Origin of the sequence: Paenarthrobacter sp. NPDC089988, from assembly GCF_044748465.1 — a bacterium.
Lineage (GTDB): Bacteria > Actinomycetota > Actinomycetes > Actinomycetales > Micrococcaceae > Arthrobacter.
Genome location: NZ_JBIVGD010000018.1, coordinates 28,948 through 49,055 on the forward strand (window position 1 = coordinate 28,948; position 20,108 = coordinate 49,055).

The 20,108-nt window shown below is 64.0% G+C and carries 22 protein-coding genes; 11 read left to right on the forward strand and 11 right to left on the reverse strand.

Features of this window, described 5'->3' with window-relative positions:
- Nucleotides 1-2: 2 nt before the first annotated feature.
- Complete coding sequence (gene flgL / locus ACIPV6_RS18765; RefSeq protein WP_400272331.1) at nucleotides 3-890, forward strand: flagellar hook-associated protein FlgL; 888 nt, start codon at nucleotides 3-5, stop codon at nucleotides 888-890.
- Nucleotides 887-1,255 (forward strand): flagellar assembly protein FliW, encoded by a 369-nt coding sequence (locus ACIPV6_RS18770; RefSeq protein WP_400272332.1) that lies wholly within the window; start codon nucleotides 887-889, stop codon nucleotides 1,253-1,255. Before flgL ends, ACIPV6_RS18770 begins: the two co-directional genes overlap by 4 nt.
- Before the next feature lie 74 nt (nucleotides 1,256-1,329).
- Here the strand turns inward: ACIPV6_RS18770 and ACIPV6_RS18775 are convergent, their stop codons facing one another.
- Together ACIPV6_RS18775 and ACIPV6_RS18780 are read right to left on the reverse strand one after the other, a co-directional pair.
- Nucleotides 1,330-2,349 (reverse strand): sugar phosphate isomerase/epimerase family protein, encoded by a 1,020-nt coding sequence (locus ACIPV6_RS18775; RefSeq protein WP_400272333.1) that lies wholly within the window; start codon nucleotides 2,347-2,349, stop codon nucleotides 1,330-1,332.
- Nucleotides 2,346-3,533 (reverse strand): Gfo/Idh/MocA family protein, encoded by a 1,188-nt coding sequence (locus tag ACIPV6_RS18780; protein WP_400272334.1) that lies wholly within the window; start codon nucleotides 3,531-3,533, stop codon nucleotides 2,346-2,348. Before ACIPV6_RS18780 ends, ACIPV6_RS18775 begins: the two co-directional genes overlap by 4 nt.
- Before the next feature lie 158 nt (nucleotides 3,534-3,691).
- Here ACIPV6_RS18780 and ACIPV6_RS18785 point away from each other — a divergent pair, with 158 nt between their 5' ends.
- Nucleotides 3,692-4,708 carry a LacI family DNA-binding transcriptional regulator gene (locus ACIPV6_RS18785; RefSeq protein WP_400272335.1) on the forward strand — a complete coding sequence of 339 codons (1,017 nt, stop codon included), beginning with the start codon at nucleotides 3,692-3,694 and terminating at the stop codon, nucleotides 4,706-4,708.
- 42 nt (nucleotides 4,709-4,750) lie between these two features.
- On the opposite strand, the gene ACIPV6_RS18790 is transcribed toward ACIPV6_RS18785, so the two are convergent.
- The 3 genes from ACIPV6_RS18790 to ACIPV6_RS18800 are packed head-to-tail and all read right to left on the reverse strand — an operon-like array spanning nucleotide 4,751 to nucleotide 7,034.
- Complete coding sequence (locus tag ACIPV6_RS18790) at nucleotides 4,751-4,960, reverse strand: hypothetical protein (RefSeq protein WP_400272336.1); 210 nt, start codon at nucleotides 4,958-4,960, stop codon at nucleotides 4,751-4,753.
- Nucleotides 4,961-5,020: 60 nt separating this feature from the next.
- Nucleotides 5,021-5,998 carry an NAD-dependent epimerase/dehydratase family protein gene (locus ACIPV6_RS18795; protein WP_400272337.1) on the reverse strand — a complete coding sequence of 326 codons (978 nt, stop codon included), beginning with the start codon at nucleotides 5,996-5,998 and terminating at the stop codon, nucleotides 5,021-5,023.
- Between the two features lie 49 nt (nucleotides 5,999-6,047).
- The gene (locus ACIPV6_RS18800) at nucleotides 6,048-7,034 is read right to left on the reverse strand and encodes an NAD(P)/FAD-dependent oxidoreductase (protein WP_400272338.1); all 987 of its coding nucleotides are present in this window, start codon (nucleotides 7,032-7,034) and stop codon (nucleotides 6,048-6,050) included.
- 149 nt (nucleotides 7,035-7,183) lie between these two features.
- Between ACIPV6_RS18800 and ACIPV6_RS18805 the strand changes: the two genes are divergently transcribed.
- The 4 genes from ACIPV6_RS18805 (at nucleotide 7,184) to ACIPV6_RS18820 (ending at nucleotide 11,496) form a co-directional block, all read left to right on the forward strand.
- Nucleotides 7,184-7,765: a helix-turn-helix domain-containing protein gene (locus ACIPV6_RS18805; RefSeq protein WP_400272339.1), complete on the forward strand. Its 582-nt coding sequence runs from the start codon at nucleotides 7,184-7,186 to the stop codon at nucleotides 7,763-7,765.
- A gap of 141 nt (nucleotides 7,766-7,906) precedes the next feature.
- Nucleotides 7,907-8,923: a nitrilase-related carbon-nitrogen hydrolase gene (locus ACIPV6_RS18810; protein ID WP_400272340.1), complete on the forward strand. Its 1,017-nt coding sequence runs from the start codon at nucleotides 7,907-7,909 to the stop codon at nucleotides 8,921-8,923.
- The gene (locus ACIPV6_RS18815; protein WP_400272341.1) at nucleotides 8,920-9,945 is read left to right on the forward strand and encodes an agmatine/peptidylarginine deiminase; all 1,026 of its coding nucleotides are present in this window, start codon (nucleotides 8,920-8,922) and stop codon (nucleotides 9,943-9,945) included. The genes ACIPV6_RS18810 and ACIPV6_RS18815 overlap by 4 nt, the downstream gene beginning before the upstream one ends.
- A 12-nt stretch (nucleotides 9,946-9,957) precedes the next feature.
- Complete coding sequence (locus ACIPV6_RS18820; protein WP_400272342.1) at nucleotides 9,958-11,496, forward strand: APC family permease; 1,539 nt, start codon at nucleotides 9,958-9,960, stop codon at nucleotides 11,494-11,496.
- Between the two features lie 121 nt (nucleotides 11,497-11,617).
- Here the strand turns inward: ACIPV6_RS18820 and ACIPV6_RS18825 are convergent, their stop codons facing one another.
- From ACIPV6_RS18825 to ACIPV6_RS18845, 5 genes are all read right to left on the reverse strand, one after another.
- The gene (locus ACIPV6_RS18825; RefSeq protein ID WP_400272343.1) at nucleotides 11,618-12,163 is read right to left on the reverse strand and encodes a hypothetical protein; all 546 of its coding nucleotides are present in this window, start codon (nucleotides 12,161-12,163) and stop codon (nucleotides 11,618-11,620) included.
- A 283-nt stretch (nucleotides 12,164-12,446) separates the two neighbouring features.
- Nucleotides 12,447-12,749, reverse strand: a complete 303-nt coding sequence (locus tag ACIPV6_RS18830) for a DUF4193 domain-containing protein (RefSeq protein ID WP_387438096.1) — start codon at nucleotides 12,747-12,749, stop codon at nucleotides 12,447-12,449.
- Nucleotides 12,750-12,895: 146 nt separating this feature from the next.
- Complete coding sequence (lhgO, locus tag ACIPV6_RS18835; RefSeq protein WP_400272344.1) at nucleotides 12,896-14,113, reverse strand: L-2-hydroxyglutarate oxidase; 1,218 nt, start codon at nucleotides 14,111-14,113, stop codon at nucleotides 12,896-12,898.
- Nucleotides 14,114-14,220: 107 nt separating this feature from the next.
- Nucleotides 14,221-14,709, reverse strand: a complete 489-nt coding sequence (locus tag ACIPV6_RS18840; RefSeq protein ID WP_400272345.1) for a DUF805 domain-containing protein — start codon at nucleotides 14,707-14,709, stop codon at nucleotides 14,221-14,223.
- Between the two features lie 267 nt (nucleotides 14,710-14,976).
- On the reverse strand, nucleotides 14,977-16,122 hold the full coding sequence (locus tag ACIPV6_RS18845; protein ID WP_400272346.1) for an MFS transporter: 1,146 nt from the start codon (nucleotides 16,120-16,122) through the stop codon (nucleotides 14,977-14,979).
- Nucleotides 16,123-16,301: 179 nt separating this feature from the next.
- On the opposite strand from ACIPV6_RS18845, the gene ACIPV6_RS18850 reads away from it, so the two are divergent.
- From ACIPV6_RS18850 to ACIPV6_RS18865, 4 genes are all read left to right on the forward strand, one after another.
- Entirely contained in the window at nucleotides 16,302-16,760 is a 459-nt protein-coding gene (locus ACIPV6_RS18850) for a MarR family winged helix-turn-helix transcriptional regulator (RefSeq protein ID WP_397323236.1), read from the forward strand.
- Between the two features lie 157 nt (nucleotides 16,761-16,917).
- On the forward strand, nucleotides 16,918-17,157 hold the full coding sequence (locus ACIPV6_RS18855; RefSeq protein WP_400272347.1) for a hypothetical protein: 240 nt from the start codon (nucleotides 16,918-16,920) through the stop codon (nucleotides 17,155-17,157).
- Between the two features lie 78 nt (nucleotides 17,158-17,235).
- Entirely contained in the window at nucleotides 17,236-18,000 is a 765-nt protein-coding gene (locus ACIPV6_RS18860) for a DUF6882 domain-containing protein (protein ID WP_400272348.1), read from the forward strand.
- Nucleotides 18,001-18,106: 106 nt separating this feature from the next.
- Nucleotides 18,107-19,315: a MinD/ParA family protein gene (locus tag ACIPV6_RS18865; RefSeq protein ID WP_400272349.1), complete on the forward strand. Its 1,209-nt coding sequence runs from the start codon at nucleotides 18,107-18,109 to the stop codon at nucleotides 19,313-19,315.
- Here the strand turns inward: ACIPV6_RS18865 and ACIPV6_RS18870 are convergent.
- A complete protein-coding gene (locus ACIPV6_RS18870) occupies nucleotides 19,306-20,058 on the reverse strand; it encodes a DUF6177 family protein (RefSeq protein ID WP_400272350.1) in 753 nt (250 codons plus the stop codon). The two genes, ACIPV6_RS18865 and ACIPV6_RS18870, sit on opposite strands and share 10 nt — an antisense overlap.
- Between the last annotated feature and the right edge of the window lie 50 nt (nucleotides 20,059-20,108).

Here is a 20,108-nt window from a genome sequence, read left to right on the forward strand (position 1 = left end):
CCATGATCAACCGCGTTACCACCCACATGATGGCGGCCTCGTCGCAGCGCAGCCTGCAATCGGCGCAAACCCGGCTGGCCGAGCTGCAGGACCGGGCACTGACCCTCAAGAACATCAACCGCCCCTCGGACGATCCCGCCGGTGCCGCACAGGCCATCGCACTCCGGGGCCAGCTCAACGCGGCCAACCAATACGGCAGCAACATCAGCGACGGAAACGGCTGGCTCGCAGCGGCAGATACGGCGTTGGGCCAGTCCACCAACATCCTGAACCGGGTGCGGGACCTCGTGGTCCAGGTGGCCAACGGCACGCTGAACGATTCCGCGAAGGAGGCCATCGCCGTCGAAATCGAAGGCCTCGGCAAGGACCTCCTGACGCAGGCCAATACGCAGTACCTGGGCCGCAACGTCTTCGCCGGCAGCTCGGATACGGACGGCGCGTTCACCAACGCCACTCCCCCGGTGTTCAACGGTGGAGCCGGAGCCTCGGTGGAGCGTCGCGTGGATGCGTCGCGAACCGTGCGCGTGGATTCCGACGGCGGTGCGATCTTCGGCAGCGGCGCCGGCTCGGTTTTCGCCATGGTGGGCGACGTTGTGGCTGACATCCGCGCCGGGGTCAACCCCAACGGACGGCTTGCGGCCATTGGCGCGGGGATCCAGTCAGTCATTGATGGCCGCGCCGATGTGGGCATGCGGCAAACACGCCTGAGCCAGGCCCAGGACTCATTGGAAGGGATGAAAGCTACGCTGGAAACGCAGAGGTCGCGGGTGGAAGACTTGGATTTGGGAAAGGCTGTCATGGATTTGAAGGTGCAGGAGACCAACTACCAAGTGGCCCTCGCGGTGACCGCCAAGGTATTGCAGCCCACATTGATGGATTTCCTGCGATGAGCACGGCCTTGGCTTTCGCGGCCCCCCTGCCCGGACTCGAGGCCGCAGAAGGTTTTACCCTGCGTGGTGTTCCGGGTGCCGAAGGATTGTTCGCCTTGGAGGCCACGAATCCGCAGGTACGGATGTTCGTCGCCGACGCTTCGGTGTACGTGCCGGACTACGCCCCGGCCATTCCGCGTTTCGCGTTGGAGGCCGTGGGGCTGGCCCCCGCGGAGGGGACCACATTGGTGGTGGTGAACCCCTCGGCGGAGAAAACCACGGTGAACCTCATGGCACCCATCCTGCTGAACCCCGCCACCGGGGCGTGCATCCAAGTGATTCTCGACGCCGGTACGTACCCGCTGCAGGCAGAGCTCGGTTCATAAACGCAAAACCCCGCCCAACGGCCAATTCAACGTGGCGTTCCCGGGTGAATTGTCCGTTGGACGGGATCAGCGGATCAGGCGGGGACGTTCAGCGACGCTTCGAGGGCGGCGTCGGCGTCGCGAAGGACCTTGGCTGCGACTTGCAGTCCCTCGATCCGGCCGAGGGAGACGTCCTCGTGTTCGATGTTGACGAGCATGTTGGGGTCAACCTCATGGAGGGCACGCAGGAACTCGGTCCAATAGGCGGTGTCATGGCCGCGGCCCAGGGCGACAAAGTCCCAGGCTGAGTTCTTCGGCCACTCATTGGCCCACTCGTCCCCGCCCAGGTTGGTGCGGTTCTCCTCGGCCGAGAGCCTGCGGAAGCTGTTGTCCAGCACGCCGTAGAGGGCGGCGTTGTCCGTGTTGACGCGGACGTCCTTCGCGGCGGCCTGGAACACCAGCGGGCCGAGTTCGCGGACCACGGTGACGGGGTCCATTTGCTGCCAGAACAGGTGGGAGGCGTCCAGTTCAACGCCCACGTGGGTGGCTCCGGTGAGTTCGATGAGCTTGTGCACGTCTGCGGTGTTGAAGACGATGTTCTGCGGGTGCAGTTCCAACGCGACCTTGACGCCGTGGTCTGCTGCGAGGCGGTCGGTTTCCTTCCAGAACTCCGCGGCGACGCCCCACTGGTAGTCCAGCACATCCAGCGCGGCGGAGTTCCAGGCGTTGACCACCCAGTTGACCACGGTGGCGCCGGGTTCGCCGCCGGGCAGCCCGGACATGGTGACCACGCGGTCCTGTCCCAGACGCTGCGCCAGGCGGATGGAACGGCGGATGTCCTCGGCGTGCTTCTCCCCGATGTCCCGTCGCGGGTGCAACGGGTTTCCGTTGCAGTTCAGGCCGGCGATGGACACCCCGGTGCTCTCAAAGAGTCCCAGGTAGTCATCGCGGGCGGCATCGCTTTCGAGGATTTGATCCATGGTGGGCACGTGGGTTGCGGGCAGGAACCCGCCGGTGTTGATTTCGATGCCGGTCAGGCCCAGGTCCGCGATGACCTTCAAGGCCTCGGGAAGCGGACGGTCGTGCAGGATCGCGTTGTAGACACCGAGTTTCATAGCGTGATCTTCTTTCCGTTGTTCAGGGCGGACTCGGTGACGGCACCGAGGAGTTCCATGTTGCGGACCCCTTCGTCGAACGTGGCGCAGCGGGGCAGCGATTCTGCCTCGGAGAGACCAGCGATCTCTTCGAGGAAGGCGCGGGCCTGGTAGCCGAAAGCGTCGTTCTGGCCGAATCCGACTTCGGGGGCGTCCATGGCCAAACCACCGGCAATGTACGGGTGTCCGGGGCCGAGGATCACTTGGCGGTAGCCGTTCTGCAGGCCCGACTCGTCACTGAGGAAGAGTTGGATTTCGTTGGGGCGACGCTGGTCGAACTTTGCGCCGCCGTTTTCGCAGAACACCTCGAACTGCAGGCTGTTGGCGTGTCCGGCAGCAACCCGGGACACTTCGAAGCTCCCGGCTCCGTTGGCGAATTCGGCGTTGAAGGCTGCGTAGTCGTCGTTCTCCACGGCCTCGACGGTGTCGCTGACGGCCACGTGGTCATGGCCCATGACTGCGCTCAATGGCAGCGGGCGCTTGTCGATCGCGGTGGCCAGGCGGCCGCCGCTGATGGACTTGATGTCGCCACACAGGAACTCGGATACGTACGTGAGGTGGCTTCCGACGTCGGCCAGCGCACCCGAGCCGGGGCCACCCTTGTAGCGCCAACTCATGGGAGCGGAGGGGCTGAAGCCGTAATCGGTCCAGTACCGGCCGCTGAAGTGCAGCACGTTGCCCAGCAAGCCGTTCTGGATCAGTTCACGGATGTATGCAATGCCGGGGGTGCGGCGGAACGTGAAGCCGATGCGGGCCAGGTTGCCGCGGGCCTCGGCAGCGCGGGCGGCATCGGCCATGGCGCGGGCGTCCTCCAAAGTGTCGCTCAACGGCTTCTCGCACAGCACGTGTTTTCCGGCCGCAAGGAGTCCTTCCACCACTTCACGGTGCAGCGAGTTGGCAATCACCACGCTGACCACGTCAATATCGTCAGCTTCGGCGATCGCCTGCCACGACGTGTCGTTACGCTCATACCCGAACCGGCGGGCAGCCAGGGAGCCGAACTCGGCGTTCACGTCACCGATCGAGACGAGCCGCACCTGGGGCAGCACCGGGCTGTAGAGGGCAGATGCCGTGCGGTACGCGGCGGCGTGGGCTTTGCCGGCCATGCCTGCACCGATAACGGCGACGCCGAGGCTTTCAGCCATGATTTCTCCTTCGAAATTCCGCCGTCAGATGGGGCACTGAACGGCATTTTGTAGCGCTACAATTTTTGCACTGGCATTGATCGTAGCCATGTCCATATGTCCTGTCAATCATTCGCCGACTATCCTCGTAGACAGACCCGAAAGGCATGCTGAACTCCGTGAAAACACCCAACGCGCGGCCCACTCCCCAGTCTCGACGCCCCACCCTCTACGACGTCGCCACCCAGGCCGGCGTCTCGCCGTCGTTGGTCTCGCTGTTCCTCAAGGACCCCGAAAGGGTCAGCGCCAAGCGCCGGGACGCCGTGCACACCGCGATCACAGAACTCGGCTACCGGCCCAGCCGCGCTGCGACCACCTTAGCCAGCAACCGCACCAAGAGCATCGGATTGGTCATCGACGACTACCGGAACCTCTGGTTCGTGGACCTGCTCCGGGGCATGGAATCCGTCCTCTCCGAGCCCGGCTACCAAGTGACCCTGGCCGATTCGCGGCCGTGCGAGAACCGGATCAAGGAAGCGACGGACGGCCTCCTCGCCATGCACGTGGACGCCTTGGTCATCGCAGCCGAACCCAGCGAATCCATGCTGGCCCGCACCTGGGTGCCCACCGTCGTCGCGGGTTGGCGCAAAGGCGTACCCGCCGGAGCCGACCTAATCACCAACGATGACGACCTCGGCGGCGCCATGGCAACGGACCACCTTCTGGAGTTGGGCCACACCCGGATTGGCCACCTGTCAGGGCACGACGGCGCCTCCGACCACAGGCGCGCAGGTTACCGGCGCGCTGTGGAGGCAGCCGGTTTGCCCGGCGTGGTTGCCGAGTCCGGCGGAACCTCGGAGGAGGACGGCTACACTTCCGCATGCTGGCTCCTGGACCACCATCCGGACACCACCGCAATCTTCGCCGCCAACGACACCATGGCGCTCGGCGCCTTCGCCGCGCTCAAGGCACGCGGACTGTCGGTGCCATCGGACGTCTCGGTGATTGGCTACGACAACTCGCCCCTGGCCAAGTCGCGTTACCTGGACCTCACATCCATCGACAACCGAAGCGACGTGGTGGGAATGGACGCGGCACGCCGCCTGCTGGCGAGGCTCGACGATCCTGACCTCACAGCGGAGCAGACCTTCATCGAACCCACACTGGTTCTCCGCAGCACCACCGCCCCGGCTTAAAACAACGCGGGGATCCTTCTACGGATCCCCGCGTTGCTTGGATCAGACCTTCTCGCGGATGCGTTCGATCTTCGGTTCGGATACCTCAAACTCCCGACGGCGGCGGGCCAGGAACGTCCACAGCGTGCCTTCTGTCTGCGGTCGCTTCTCGACCGGCTGGACCGGGGCTTCCTCAGTCTTGCGGGTTTCGGGTTTGCGCGCGGAGTCCTTCTTCGTGCGCCGCTCGAAGTCCTGATAGTACGCGTAGCACATACCAACCTCCTTCAATGGCTGCCCTTTAATCGTCCTCGCCTTCAGGCCACAAGTCGACCGTTAATTGCTTGGCCGCAGAGCTTCCGCCACGCGCAGCTTACCGTTGGCGACGAGCCACTGGATGGATTCGAGCACAGCCGCTTCCGGCTCATAGCGCGGCTGGTATCCGAGGAGCCGTTCAGCCTTTCGGATGGAGAAGCAATGGTTGCGGTGCAGGTGCGCCCAGCTGGCTTCCGCGTGCTCTTCCGGAGTGGAGCCACGGAACTCTTCCCAATTAACGGGGTTGAGCCGGACTGCCTGCCCGAACCACCCGGCAGCGATCTCGGCATAGCCGCGGACACTGAGGGCCGTGGGCGCAACGATGTTGAAGTCCTCGCCCGGCGCCTCCTGCCGGCGCTCCACTGCCTTTTCGAAGGCCTGTGCCAGGTCATCGGCGTGGACGTGGTGCATGAGCTCCGTCCCGCTGCCGGGAATTGTCAGTGGTTCGCCTGCGGAGAGCGTGCGCCAGACTTCCGGGTCCAGGTTCCCGAGCGGGCCGATCGGATGCCAGCCCGGACCCACAATGTGGCCGGGATGCAGCGACGTGGTGGCCAGCCCACCGTTCGCGGTTTCTTCCTTCAGCATCCGGGCGATCCGGTCCTTCTGGATTCCGTATTCACCGTACGGCGGCAGATCGGCTTCCTCGGGAATGGGAACCTTCCGGCTTGGCCCGTAGCGCCAAATGGAACCGCAGTGCAGCAGGTGTCCCGTCTCGCCGCGCAAGCGTTCAACCAACGCCGTGGCTGAGTCGAGCGTGAAGCACACCAGGTCAATCACGACGTCGGCATGCAGTTCCGCGATCCGCTTACCGAAGGTGCCCTCCCGGTCCTCCTGCTCGCGGTCCGCGGCGACGCTGTGGACCTGGCTCCATTCCGGGCTTTCCACGTAGGGCGCGCGGTTTCCGCGGCTGACGTTGATGACCTCATCGCCACCCCGCACCAGCCGCGGCACCAGGAAGCTGCCGATGTGTCCACTGCCGCCAATGACAACGATTCTCATGGTGTCCCCATCTCAAGGCTTGAAAGGATCTGGGCACCACGCTAGTCCGTCAGTAAACCGTTGCGGGAGACCCCTGACGCGCGGCCTCCACTGCCATACGCGTTTCGGCCACCATGAGATCGGCGTTGATCACCGCTCCGGCCATGTTGCCCGCGGCAGCAGCGGCCACCACCTGCCCAGTCAGGTCCGTGACATTACCGGCCACCCACACGCCGGGGATCGATGTCGCACCGCCGAGGGCCGTGGTTTCCACGTGGTGTCCCACGCCCATGGGATGCTCGGCCGGTTGGATGCCGAGCGACTCAAGCACAGCTGAGCGGGCTTCCATCCGTGGACCTACCACCGCGGCTTCCACGGGAATGGTCCTGCCCGATTCCAGGGTGACGCCGGACAGGGCATCATCCTCGACCTTAAGGGACGCCACTTTGCCGTCAACCACCGTGATGGAACGGGCCGCGAGTTGCTCCCACTCCTCCTCTGTGGGTTCCAGCAGGTCATTGAGGAACAGGGTGATGTCCGGGCTCCATTGCCGGAACAGCAAGGCCTGGTGCATGGACATCGGCCCGGTTCCCAGGATCCCGATCGCCTTGTTCCGCACCTCCCAGCCGTGGCAATACGGACAGTGCAGCACGTCCTTGCCCCAGCGTTCACCGATGCCCTCGATGTCCGGAAGCACGTCCTTCAGGCCGGTCGCAACCAGCAAACGCCGCGCACCAACCAACTGCCCGTCGGCCAACTCCACCTCAAAGGCGGGCTCCGCACCCGGGCCGGGCTCCGCCGTCGAACGTGCCGCTACCGCAGTCCCCTCCACGATGCTGCCGCCGTACTTCCGGACTTCCTCCCGCCCCACGGCGAGCAGTTCCAGCGGGCTCATGCCGTCCCGGGACAGGAATCCGTGGACGCCTGCCGCCGGCGCATTCCTGGGCTCTCCAGCGTCGATGACCAGCACCGGGCGCAAAGCCCTGCCCAGGGTGACGGCCGCACTCAGCCCGGCCGCCCCTCCACCGATCACTACAACGTCATACTGCTGTTCCATGCGCTTCCCTTTCTTCCCTTGCGAGGCCCGCTCTGCGCGCTACCCCACACTCACAAGGCGCAAAGCAGGCCCCACAACGCTTGGATTCAATGGTTTCGCGACCACTCGCAAACCGGCAAGAAAGTTTGCTGCTATGGCAAACTGGGAGCATGGATTCCGATTTCAGCAAACTCCTCGATTCCGTCGGCCCCAGGCTTCGAGACCTGCGCACCCGGAAAAACGTGACGCTCGCAGAGGCCTCCGAAGCCACGGGCATTTCGGTGAGCACGCTCTCACGTCTCGAGTCCGGCCAGCGCAAGCCCACGTTGGAACTCCTGCTGCCCATTGCCCGCCTGCACCAGGTCCCCCTCGAGGAGCTCATCGACGCGCCGGAAACGGGCGATCCCCGCATCCACCTCAAGCCTCACGTCCACCACTGGGGAACCGCCTTGCCGCTGACCAAGAGAGCCGGCGGCATCCAAGCTTTCAAGATGATCCTGCCGGGAAGTACAGGCAAGCAAGAACCCAATCCGCAGTCCCACGAGGGCTACGACTGGATGTACATCCTCAACGGAAAGCTCAGGTTGATCCTGGGAGAGAACGACTTCATCCTCAAGGCCGGCGAAGCCGCGGAATTCGATACCCGTACGCCGCACTGGTTCGCGAGCGCCACCTCGGAGCCCGTCGAGTTGCTGACGCTATTCGGCCAGCAAGGCGAGCGCATGCATGTGAGGGCCCGCCCCAAGCGCTGAACGCCGCCACTGCACGCCGTCACTCGAGCGGTCATAAAAGAACGAGGTTCATTTCTACCCTTGCGCTCAGGCGTGACTCCCGCCATACTAAATGAACGCTATTCATTTAGTGACAGTCGTCTCATCGGAGTACATGCCATCATGATTGAAATTACCCGCCTCGAAGCCCCGACTTCCCTGGCACGCACCGAACCGTCCACCCGAACCCCGCTGCGGGTCGGCGTCGTCCAGCACCGCTGGCACGCCGACGAAGCCGTCCTGCGCGCCGAGCTCACCGAGGGCATCGAGCGTGCGGCCAAGCTGGGAGCCACTGTTGTCTTCCTCCCCGAGCTGACGCTCTCCCGTTACCCGGCGGACACCCGTCCGGAGAACAACCCCGCTGCAGGCATCCGTCCCTCGGATATCACCGAGGACCTCCTCACGGGCCCCACCTTCACCTTCGCAGCCGAGGCCGCCAGGACGTTCGGCGTCTCCGTACACGCGTCCTTGTACCAAAAGGCCGAGAACCCGGACGGCAGCGATGACGGGCTGGGCCTGAACACCGCCATCCTGGTGTCCCCCGCAGGCGAACTCGTGGCCCGCACCCATAAGCTGCACATCCCCGTCACGGCCGGCTACTACGAGGACAAGTTCTTCCGCCAGGGCCCGGACTCCGATGACGCCTACGCGGTGCACGCGCCCGCCGAACTGGGCGGCGCCCGCCTGGGCATGCCCACATGCTGGGACGAATGGTTCCCGGAGCTGGCCCGCGTGTACTCCCTGGGCGGCGCCGAAATCCTGGTCTACCCCACAGCGATCGGTTCCGAGCCGGACCATCCCGACTTTGACACCCAGCCGCTGTGGCAGCAGGTGATCGTGGGCAACGGCATCGCCAACGGCCTGTTCATGATCGCCCCCAACCGCCATGGCAGCGAGGGCACCCTGAACTTCTACGGTTCCTCCTTCATCTCCGATCCCTACGGCCGCATCCTGGTCCAGGCACCGCGCGACGAGTCCGCGGTCCTGGTTGCCGACCTGGACCTGGACCAGCGCAAGGACTGGCTGACGCTGTTCCCGTTCCTCGCCACCCGTCGCCCGGAAACCTATGCCCGCCTCACTGAACCGGTGAACGCAGATGCGCCGCTGGGTGCCGCTCCTGCACAGGCGGTCTCCGCGTGAGCGCCTGGCGCATGCCGTCCGAGACGGCCCCGCAGGACCGCGTCTGGATGGCCTTCCCCACGGGCGGCTACACCCTGGGCGACACGGAGGAAGAGGCCCACGCGGCGCGCTCCACCTGGGCGGCTGTCGCGAACGCCATCCTTGAGTTCGAACCGGTCGCCATGGTGGTAGCGCCCGACGACGTCGAAACGGCCGCGCGCTACCTGGACCCCCGCGTCGAGGTACTGACAGCGGAACTGAACGACGCCTGGATGCGCGACATTGGACCGTCGTTCGTGCTCGATGCCAACAAGCAGCTCGGTGCCGTGGACTGGATCTTCAACGGCTGGGGCGGCCAGGACTGGGCTGCGTGGGACAAGGACTCCCTCATCGCCGAGTTCGTATCCGGCCGTGCCGGGGTTCAGCACCTCCCGTCCGGCATTGTCAACGAGGGCGGTGGAATCCAGGTTGACGGTGAAGGCACCGTACTGGTGACGGAAACCGTACAGCTGGACCAGGGCCGCAATCCGGGCCTGACCAAGGCCGACATCGAGCAAGAGTTGGCCCGCACCATCGGAGCGACACATGTCGTGTGGCTCCCACGCGGCCTGACCCGTGATTCCGAGAAGTTCGGAACCCGAGGCCACGTGGACATTGTGGCAGTCATCCCCAGCCCGGGAACGCTGCTGGTCCACTCCCAGCAAAACCCGGAACACCCCGACTACAAGGTTTCCCGGGAAATCATCGACTTCCTGCGCACCACCCATGACGCAGCAGGCCGGGAATGGAACATCATCGAGGTTCCCGCACCGGAAACACTCACGGACGACGAGGGGTATGTGGACTACAGCTACATCAACCACCTCGTAGTCAATGGCGGGGTCATCGCCTGCAGCTTCAACGACCCCATGGACGAGAAAGCCCTCCGCATTCTCGCCGATGCCTACCCCGGACGCCGCGTGGTCAGTGTTGACGCCCGCGAGCTGTTCGCACGGGGCGGCGGCATCCACTGCATTACGCAGCAGCAGCCTACGGCCATCTAGAAAGGGCCTTCCATGAGCCAGACAATCCGAAGCAGCGGCACCGACGCTGCCACGTCGCACAACATCAGCGGCAAGGGACTGAAGACGGGGCAGTTGGGGCTCCTCGCCGTCGTCGTTCTTGGCATTTCAACCATCGCCCCGGCGTATACGCTCACCAGCGCGCTTGGACCGACGGTCAACGAAGCCGGGCTTCAGCTGCCCGTGATCTTCCTGATCGGGTTCATTCCGATGATCCTGGTGTCCCTCGCCTACCGCGAGCTCAACGCAGACTCTCCGGACAGCGGCACCACGTTCACCTGGGTCACCAAGGCGTTCGGCCCCTGGGTGGGCTGGATGGGCGGTTGGGGCCTGCTCGCAGCCAACATCATTGTCCTGTCCAACCTGGCTGGAGTGGCGGTGGACTTCTTCTACCTGTTCCTGGCCCAGGCAACCGGGAACCCGGAACTCGCTGACCTTGCCGGTGACAAGGTCCTCAACGTCCTCACCTGCTTCGTCTTCGTGGCCTTGGCAGTATGGGTCAGCTACCGGGGCCTGCACACCACCAAGATCGTGCAGTACGGGCTGGTTGGTTTCCAGTTGCTGGTTTTGGGCCTCTTCGTGGCCATGGCCTTCGCCAACTGGTCCACTTCGGAGACCGCCGTCCCGTTCAGCTGGGACTGGTTCGACGTCACCAAGATTGAAACCTTCGGGCAGGTAGCGGCCGGCATCTCGCTCTCGATCTTCGTGTATTGGGGCTGGGATGTCTGCCTCACGGTGAACGAGGAGACCGCAAACGGAAAGAAGACAGCGGGCGCAGCAGGTACCCTGACCGCAGTGATCGTGCTGGGCATCTACCTGCTGGTCACCATCGCCACCATGATGTTCGCCGGCGTGGGCGATACGGGAATCGGGCTGAACAACGAGGAGAACCACGCCAACGTGTTCACGGCGCTGGCGTCCCCTGTCATGGGCCCGTTCGCTATCCTGATGTCCCTCGCGGTCCTCTCCAGCTCGGCGGCCTCGCTGCAGTCCACGTTCACATCGCCGTCCCGCAGCCTGCTGGCCATGGCGCACTACGGCGCCCTGCCCGAGCGTTTCAGCCACATGAGCAAGAAATTCTCGACGCCGGGCTTCGCCACTATCGCTGCCGGCGTCCTCTCTGCGGGCTTCTACGCGGTGATGCACGTGATCAGCGAAAACGTCCTGAACGACACCATCCTGGCCCTGGGCCTGATGATCTGCTTCTACTACGGACTCACCGCCATTGCCTGCGTTTGGTATTTCCGGAACAGCGTCTTCACGAGTGCCCGCAATTTCTTCCTGCGGCTCCTGTGCCCGCTGCTGGGCGGCGTTGGCCTGTTCGTGGTCTTCCTGCAGACGGCAGTGGACAGCTGGGCGCCGGAATTCGGCAGCGGCTCGGAGATCTTCGGGGTGGGACTGGTGTTCGTCCTCGGCGCGGGGATCCTGGCGATGGGCGCGGTGGTCATGCTCATCATGTCCCGCGTGCGCCCGGGATTCTTCCGGGGCGAAACCATCCGCAAGGACACCCCTGCGTTGGTGGTCCCGGAGTAGGCCTACCTGGCCTACTCCGCGCTGCCAAACCACGCGCAGTTCGCTGGAAAGCTGCCGGTTCGTAAGGAAGTTTCCCTACGAACCGGCAGCTTTCCCTGTGTTTAGCCGTGTCTTGGGAGGCCTACCAGTGGTGCGCCACGTCCACTACCAGGCGCGAGCCGCCGTCGGGCCCGTCCAAGGTGAACACCCGGAACGGAAGCCGGGCACGGACACCCAGCCCCACGCTCGTGTAGCCCTCGAAGCTGCCTGCATAGGCCACCTGTCGGAACGTCTGGTAGCCCGAGACGTTGGAGAGCTCGGCCTTCGCCGCAGGAACATACGTAGCTTGACCGCCCTGGTTGTAGGACGGAGCTGTGACGGTCACCTGGAGATCGGCGTCGCCCAGCAACGGGATCTCAAAGCCCGAGCCATCCTGGACCACCACCGGGACGTACTGCACGGAGTATCCGGCCACTTTGCCGGAAAGGTCGATCACCAAACGGTCGTAACAGGCCTGCTGGCCCGTGCGGACGTTCGTGACCGTGGCAGAACTCATGTCCGGATCGGCCTTGGCCAGCGATCCCCACATGATCCCGCAATACGGTGTTGCCGAGGCTGGGCCCGGCGCCACCAGCCCGAGACCGGCAACCGCAACCACGGCTCCCACTCCGGCGCTGATTTTCCTCATTTTTTTGCCCCCTTCAAGGCGGGTTGGATAACTCCAGAGTAGGAGCGTCAGGCCGGGTTTGGACCGTTCGTTTCCGCTTCGGCGCCCAACCGTTAGAGGGGTAATTCGGTGGTCACGGAAAGGTCATGCCGGAGGCGTTTTGAGTTCCTTGAAACGCCATTCCTTGTAGTTCCGGCACCCCGTTCGTAACCCAAGATCACGTGACCATGGCGTGATCTTGGGCAATTAAAAACCCCACCCGGCCATTCCTGGCCAGATGGGGTCCGGTGCGCTGCGAATTGGCTTAGCCTTCGCAGTCCTTGCAGTATTTGAGCCCGTTCTTTTCCAAGGCCACCTGGGACCGGTGACGGACCAGGAAACAAGAAGCACAGGTGAATTCATCCGACTGTTCGGGAACCACCACAACGGTCAGTTCTTCATTGGAAAGATCGGCGCCCGGGAGGTCGATGCCTTCGGCGGTGTCGTTTTCATCGACATCGATGACAGCAGTCTGGGCACCGGTCCCGCGGGACTGTTGAAGGGCCTCAAGCGATTCAGCGGGAGACTCTTCTTCGGTCTTGCGCGGGGCGTCGTAATCAGTAGCCATAGGGTTCGCTTTCGTTGCTGCATAAGTGCCATTCCGGCACCTCAGTGCAGCAGTTTAGGGCAAGCAACCCGCATTCACCGAATATTGTGGCCAACACGACATTCCGAGGCATTTCGTCCCGGATTAGTGCGGGTTTTTGGGGCCCATCACCGTGCCAATGCCTGCTGGACAATGTACTCGGCAATGGCCATGGAGGACGTAGCCCCCGGCGACGGTGCGTTCCGCACCAAAACTGTGTCCCGGCGTCGGGCAATCACAAAGTCGTCTACCAGCGAACCGTCGCCATTCATGGCCTGGGCGCGCACGCCGCGTGTGCCCGGGACAACCGTGGCACCTTCCAATGAGGGCACAAAGCGCATGGCTTCCTTGATGAATTTCCTTTTGCTGACCACCGTTTGGAACTCACGGACGGCCGAAGGGACATTCTGGCGGGCGAAATTCCAGAACCCTGGGAAAAGTGCGTAATTCAGCACGTCCCGGACATTGACGTCCTTCCAGGAATAGGATTCCCTGCCGAAGGAAATGAAGGCGTTGGGACCCAACATCATTTCGCCGTCAATCCGTTTGGTGAGGTGCACACCAAGGAAGGGGTGCTTGGGATCCGGCACAGGGTAGATCAGGCCCTTCACCTGATCACGCATTTCCGGACCCAACAGGAAATACTGCCCGAAGAAAGGCACGATCCGCGGCGTTCCGGATTCCCCGGTGGCTGCTGCCAGCCGGTCCGACTGGAGCCCTGCGCAGGCAACCACCAGGTCGTAGTGGTCGGCGCCGTCTCTTGTATGGACCACCACGCCGTTTGCCTGCTGTTCCAGGGAAGTGACCTCCTGGCCGAGGCGGATCTGCCCGCCCGCCATGCGGACGTCGTCGGCGAGCGCGTTGGTGATGGCCGCGTAATCGACGATCGCCGTCTCCGGCGAGTGGAGGGCGGAAAGCCCGACGGCGTTCGGCTCCACCTCGCTGATCTGGTGGGCGTCAAGCATGCGCGCACCCGGCACCCCGTTGGCCGTGGCGCGGGCGAAGATGTTGTCCAGGCGCTTGGCCTCTTCTGGGGTCTGGGCAATGACCAGCTTGCCGCAGGCCTCATAGGGGAGGTTCTTGGTGGCGCAGAATTCCTGCAGCAAACCCACTCCCCTGCGGCACAGGGTCGCCTTCAGGCCGCCCGGTTCGTAGTAAAGCCCGGCATGCACCACCCCTGAATTGTGGCCGGTCTGGTGCCCTGCAAGTTTGTTCTCTTTTTCGTAGAGGGTGACCTGGGCGCCGTCGAGTTTGTTCGCGAGTTCGCGTGCCACGGCCACCCCGATGATGCCGCCCCCAACCACTGCGCAACGTTTGATGCTCCTGGCCTGTGCAGGGTTGGTCATGTCACTCCTCGTCGTTGGGGCAGGTCTTCAGCCTGCCACGGCTTGGTCGGTGGAAACGAAAAGGGGCGGCACGTGGTGTGCCGCCCCTTTCGGGTAATGCGAGGTCCTTAGGCGGTGGGCACGTCGAAACGCTGGCCGGCCGGGTTGGACGGGAGCAGCGTCAGGACGAGAACAGCCAAGGCTCCGAGGAACGGAACCAGGACCAGCAGGACAAGCCAGCCGCTGAAGTTGCCGTCGTGCAGGCGACGAACGGTCAGGGCGATTGACGGAACGATCGTCGCGAGGCCCCAGACGGCAATCAGGATGAAGCCAACAACGGCACCCGGTCCGGGAACGGAGGTTCCGTTGGAAACCGTGGCACCGGCGGCACCCAGGATGGTGGTCAGAAGGTTCAAAACGAAGCCGACGACGGCTGCCACGAGTGCCCACCACCAGTACTCGCTGCGGCTCGCACGGCCCGTGAACGCCGTGTACTTCTTGAAGAAACGCTGAACAGCAGCGCCAATGGGTGCGCCGTAGTAGGGAGCCCACAGCGGCGGTTCGCCGGTCTGGGCGCCGTAAGGCTGGGTCTGCTGAGGTTGTTGCTGATAGCTCATTGGTATTTCCCCCGGTTAGGTGTGAGTCGAACTCAGACGCGTACTCATTCTGATGAGTCGTTGCTCATCGTAATGCTCTTGGAGCGGCAAAGGCAGTTGAACGGACAAAATTAACCGGGATTTATCCCTTTGACGGAATGTTTCCGGCCTCGTCGCTATCAGTCAGCCAAGCCCCCCGCCATCAGCCCACCTTCACATGGAGGCCCAAGACGTTGGCTATCGCAGGCATCGAATCGGCAATATCCTGCCGATTGCGCACAGGGCTGCTTACTCGTCGCTCCTTGGATAAGCGCCCATCACCGCCGCCGAAATGATCCAGATCGCCCCCATGGCCACCACCATCACGGCACCGCCCAACCCCGCGGCCGAGGCTGCCACGGCTGCGCCACCCGCGGATGCACTGGCCCGGAATCCGGCGCTGACTGTGAAGATCTGCGACTTCAGGTGCGGCGGGCTAAGCCGGTTCCGTAGGAACAGCATGGCGGCTGTCGAGGGTGCGGTGAATGCGCCGGACAAGCCGATGGCCAAGACCGTCCACACAGTTCCGAAGTTCAACGCGGCCACGGCAGTCAGCAGTCCTGTGGCCAGGAAACCGGCCAGCATCACGAATTCCGGCGAGCGCCGCGTGGGCCGCGCCGTCTCGTAAAGCGCTCCAAGAAGACTGCCCACGGCAAAGGACGTCACGACTGCTGCGCCTTCGCTGGGCGATCCGACGCGCTCCACGGACAACGCGATGGCCGCAACGGCCAAACCTCCTTGCCCCAATTGGGTGAGGGTGGACGACGCCGTCATCACAGCCAGCGGACGATGCGAGAAGATCATGCCCAGGCCCCCTTTGACGGCCTGCCAGGGCGAGCCGCCCGATCGGCCATGGGGCCGGAGCCGCACGGCACGTATCGCCAGGGAACCGAGGGCCGCCGCAACAGCCAACACCCACAGGGCGGCCTGCGCCGGGAGTAACACGGAAATGACCGCCACCAATGCCGGGCCGGCCACGGCGGATACGTTGTAGGACAGCGCGTCATAAGCGAAGGCCCGGCGGCCGTCCGGAATCGCACCGGACACAAAACTGGAAAGCCCACCCATATAGAAGGGCGACACGGCGCCGGCCAGGACCAAGAGGACGAACACTACCGGCAGCGGAACCTGCCCAATGAACGCTGCAGCGGCAAACGCGATGGCCGTCAGGACACCGGATCCCGCCACCAACAAACGGGGGCGGCGGGTCCGGTCCAGGGCAGTGCCCACCAAGGGTGCGGCCAGCACGCTGGGACCCAGGGACGCCGCCACCAGCAAGCCCCCGACGGCGACATCCCCCAATTGCTGGACGGCCAGGATGGGCAGGGCTAGTGCGGCACCGGCACTCGCCATGCGTGGTGGAACTGAAGCGGCGAGATATCCGAGCGCGCCCATGTGTGATGGAACCCCTTGTGAGCCTGGGAAGTGAGTCTTTCCAGCACCTTAGCCCACGCTTGACAGGACCCGTTGCGCGCACGACTCTTGGCGTCGTGAGATGCTTGAAGCGGTCATGGGGGCCTGCGCATCTGACAAAAATGTAGCGGTCGTGGTCGTTTCTACTATTTGGAGTTGTCATGGGTCCGCTGCTTGCCGATGTTGAAACACCGCGCCTCGCGGCCGCGGAGATCGGCAACGATGTTGGTCTTTTGCTGGGGAAGCTCCACGACGCCGGCTCCGCCCTCAACAAGCACACCCTGGGCGACTTCCGCCTCCGCGAGCGCACCTTCTCCGTACTGACACTTGCCTGCAGTGGTTTGGACGCCACGCAGCGCGAGATTGCCGAATTCCTCAGCCTCGACCTTAACCAGGTGGCGGGCTTGGTGGATGATCTGGAACACCGAGGGCTGGTGGAACGCGCCCCCGGCCAGCGGAACAGGCGCTCCCGGGCCATCGTCTCCACGGGTGAGGGACGCCGGATCCACAACAAGATCCGCTCGGAGCTGGACGCTTGCGAACAACAGCAGCTCGCCCACTTGAGCGAGGACGAAGTGACGCAACTGAAGACCCTGCTCCGCAAAGCCCTCTGGGGTTAGCCTCCCAAAACCCGTGGACAAGTGCACAAGCAAATGCCAGGCCCATATGCATCCGTCCATATCACCGCGTTTTCAGTTATGCAAGGATCAGAGTTCATATCCCTTTGAGCGTCTCCAAGGCTGCACCCGTGCTGCCCGCACTTCCCGGAATGGACCCATGAATCTCCCTCTCTTCCACGACCCCCTGCAGGGCACCGTCACCGTTGACGCGCCCATGCGTGAACCGAGGACGGCACGCGACGCCGCGTTCCGCCGCAACACGCAGCCGCGGACATCCCAACCGCGACAGGCCTCGAAGCCCAAGCACGGTTCAGGCGTCCTGACGCGCAGCGCCCGCCAGGACAAGGTTGCCGAAGACCTTCAAGCCCTCATCGCGCGCACCGCAGACCGGCACTGACCGCACGCAACGAGGTTATCCACAGTTCCGCCAGCCGCAATTTGCCTGCCCGCCGGAAGCCATGCCTAGGGTGGCCGCATGACTGTGCCCAGCTTCCAAAACGTCGTCGATGACGCCGCCGTCCTGTTCCTCGAAACCCACCAGATGCAGGACAACCGCTTCGAGGAGTGGGAGTACCAGCGCTGGGATACTGCGGACCAATTCACAAGCCTCGAGTTCCATTTCGCAGGGAGCAGCTCCAAGCATTCGGACACCGCCTTCCTGGGAACCGCGGCTCCCGGACCGCAAAGCTTCCTCTGGGCGTGGGCCAATCCGCATGTTGAGGCATCACCCGCCCAGCAAGCCGTCTTGGACCAGATCCTCGATTTCGGCAAGCACCACGGGATTCCAGAGCTGACCACGGGCGAAGTCCCGTTCGCTGCGATCGTGCCGGCGTATGCCGATGACGAGGTCCGCCAAAACGGCGCGAAGGGCGGGGCCACGCTGGTTGCGTTCAAGGTCGCTGCCGCCGCACTTCTGGTTACCGGCAGGCCGAACCATTTCACGGCGGACATCGGCCGCGGTTCCATGGCAGTAGTCACCTACAACCATGGCAGCCTGCAGTTGGGTCCCCCTTCTGCTTTGACGTTCCAGATGCGCCTGATGGAGGGCATCTCCGGCTTGATGATCGAAGACCATCGGCGGGCCGTCGAAAGTTACGCCAGGTTCCGGCTGGGGAGGCCGGTTACGGAAGTGTCGCCGGGCGTCGTTGAACTATCGTTCGACGACGGCAAAGTCACCATCGATTTCGACGAGGCGAACCGCGTGGCCAACCTCCATGCATCCTTGGGTGGCGGGAAGTAGGCCAGTGAATGAAAGCCATGTGACAAGACCAGTGTCTGCCGGCCCCGCTAGGATCTCTGGTTGGGGCGTCGCCTTGGCGCCGTATGGAATATCGAAGGGTGCAGCGATGGAACTGGGGGCCACACGCGTTGAAGTGTTCGCCGACGGCCGGGTAACAGTCGGTGGAGAATCCATTTCAACCACCGAGGGCACGGATCCGTATTCGGCGGCCATCACCGTCCTTGCGGGCTATGCCAAGGCGTCCGGCGCTCCGGTCCTCGCTGAGGCCATCGACCACGTTAAGGGACAGGAAGGCCGCTTTCACGTCCACCCGGATGGCAGGGCGGAGGCTCTTGGAAGCTTCCCTGTCGCCGAAAAGACCACCCAGGCACCGTCCGTCCCCGTGGCAGCGCCCTCGGCCCACTTGGAGACCCAGTTCGTGCGGCCGGACAAACCGCGTCCCAGCACCGGGTTCCGCAGCGTCCTGTATTCGGCAACGGGCGGCTTCGTGAACCTTGGCCCCAGCGCGAAGGACCAGGACGAGGCCGAGCTGGAGCGCCGCATCGCAAGGCCCCTTTCAGGCAGTTTCAACACGGCCATCCTCAGCTTGAAGGGCGGCATCGGGAAAACTTCCACCACCGTGGGCGTCGGCATGATCCTGGCCGAATACCGGGGAGACCATCCCTGCGCGATTGATGCGAATCCTGACAGCGGCGATCTGGCAGAGCGCGCACTCGGGGAAATGCTGTACCAAAAGGTCAAGCCCCGGACCATCACGGATATTGTCCGCGACATCGACCACATCAACTCGCTGACCATGCTCACCGATTACATGCACCACGCCAACAGGCTCCACCTGGTGGCTGGTGAGCAGGACCCGGCTTTGTCGGATGCGCTGACTGCCGAGGAATACCTCCGGATCAAGCAACTCGTTTCCCAGTATTACTCGGTCACCCTCACGGACTGTGGCACCGGCGTCTCACACCCGGCCATGGCGGGCGTCCTGCCCGAGGCAACCAACCTGGTCATCGCTTCCGGGTACGCGGTCAGCGGCGCCAAGCGGGCACGCAACACCCTGCAGTGGCTTGCCGACCACGGCTATGAAAACCTGGCCCGCAACGCAATCGTCGTTGTGACTGACAAGGACCAGGTTTCCAGCCGCGTCAACAAGCGCGCCATCGAGGAACACCTCGCGGGGTTCTGCCGGCAGCTCATCACGGTGCCCCACGATCGCGGGGTGGCTGATGGCGACCGGATCTCCCTGGACAAGATCGCCGCCGGAACCCGGCGGGCCTACAAGGAGATCGCAGCGGCAATCGTGGATGGCTACGCCTGAGCAACGGCTCCAGGGAAGGTAGCAACCAAGTGCTGGAACGGGGGCCGGCCGCGCAGCTCGGCGTCCCCGTCCAGCTTTTCCGGTAAGCCGTGGTGCAGTGAGGGACCCAATACCCTCAGCCGGGGTTCCCTGGATAGTTCTCCGCGCTCACGCACAAACCCGTCCACCAGCCCGTGATGAAGGTCGATGCCGATTTCCTGGGCGTTCGCTTCCACGGCTGCGTCCGCCACTGCCGATGCCGAACCTGCTTCCGGTAGCCCGGCAGGCAGCAGGACATCGAAGCCTTCCACCACGCCGGCCTCAGTGCGGTACGCGCTCACGGTGCCGGAAAACCCGTCGCCAGACACCAAGGCGACCCCTTTCGGTGCCTGCCCCCTCAGCTCAGCGGTCAAGGCATCCATATCCCACACCTGGTGCAGTGGCTCCCTAAGTCCCATGTACACCGGACTCAGGGAGCACGCCGCAAGCATCCGCGTCGTAAAGGCGCCCACGGGAAGGTCACCTCCTGCGGCGTGTAGCACACTGCCGAAAAGCACGACGGCGGTACTCGCCGCTGGTGCATGGTCCCAGCCGGCGTCGGGGCCAAGCAGCCCATTCCTGATTTCTCCGTGAGGCCCTTCCACCACCCACAAGATTGCGCTCGCTCTAAGGAAGGACACCAGCGGATAGCTCAGGCACGCCTCGGAAGATGTCTGAAGGGCCAAGGCGTAGCGTTCCGGTGCATTGGCCACTGCTTCGGCCAATTGCCTCCGCAGCCCGGTCCCCAGTGAAGGCCGTGGGCCGTTTACTGCTA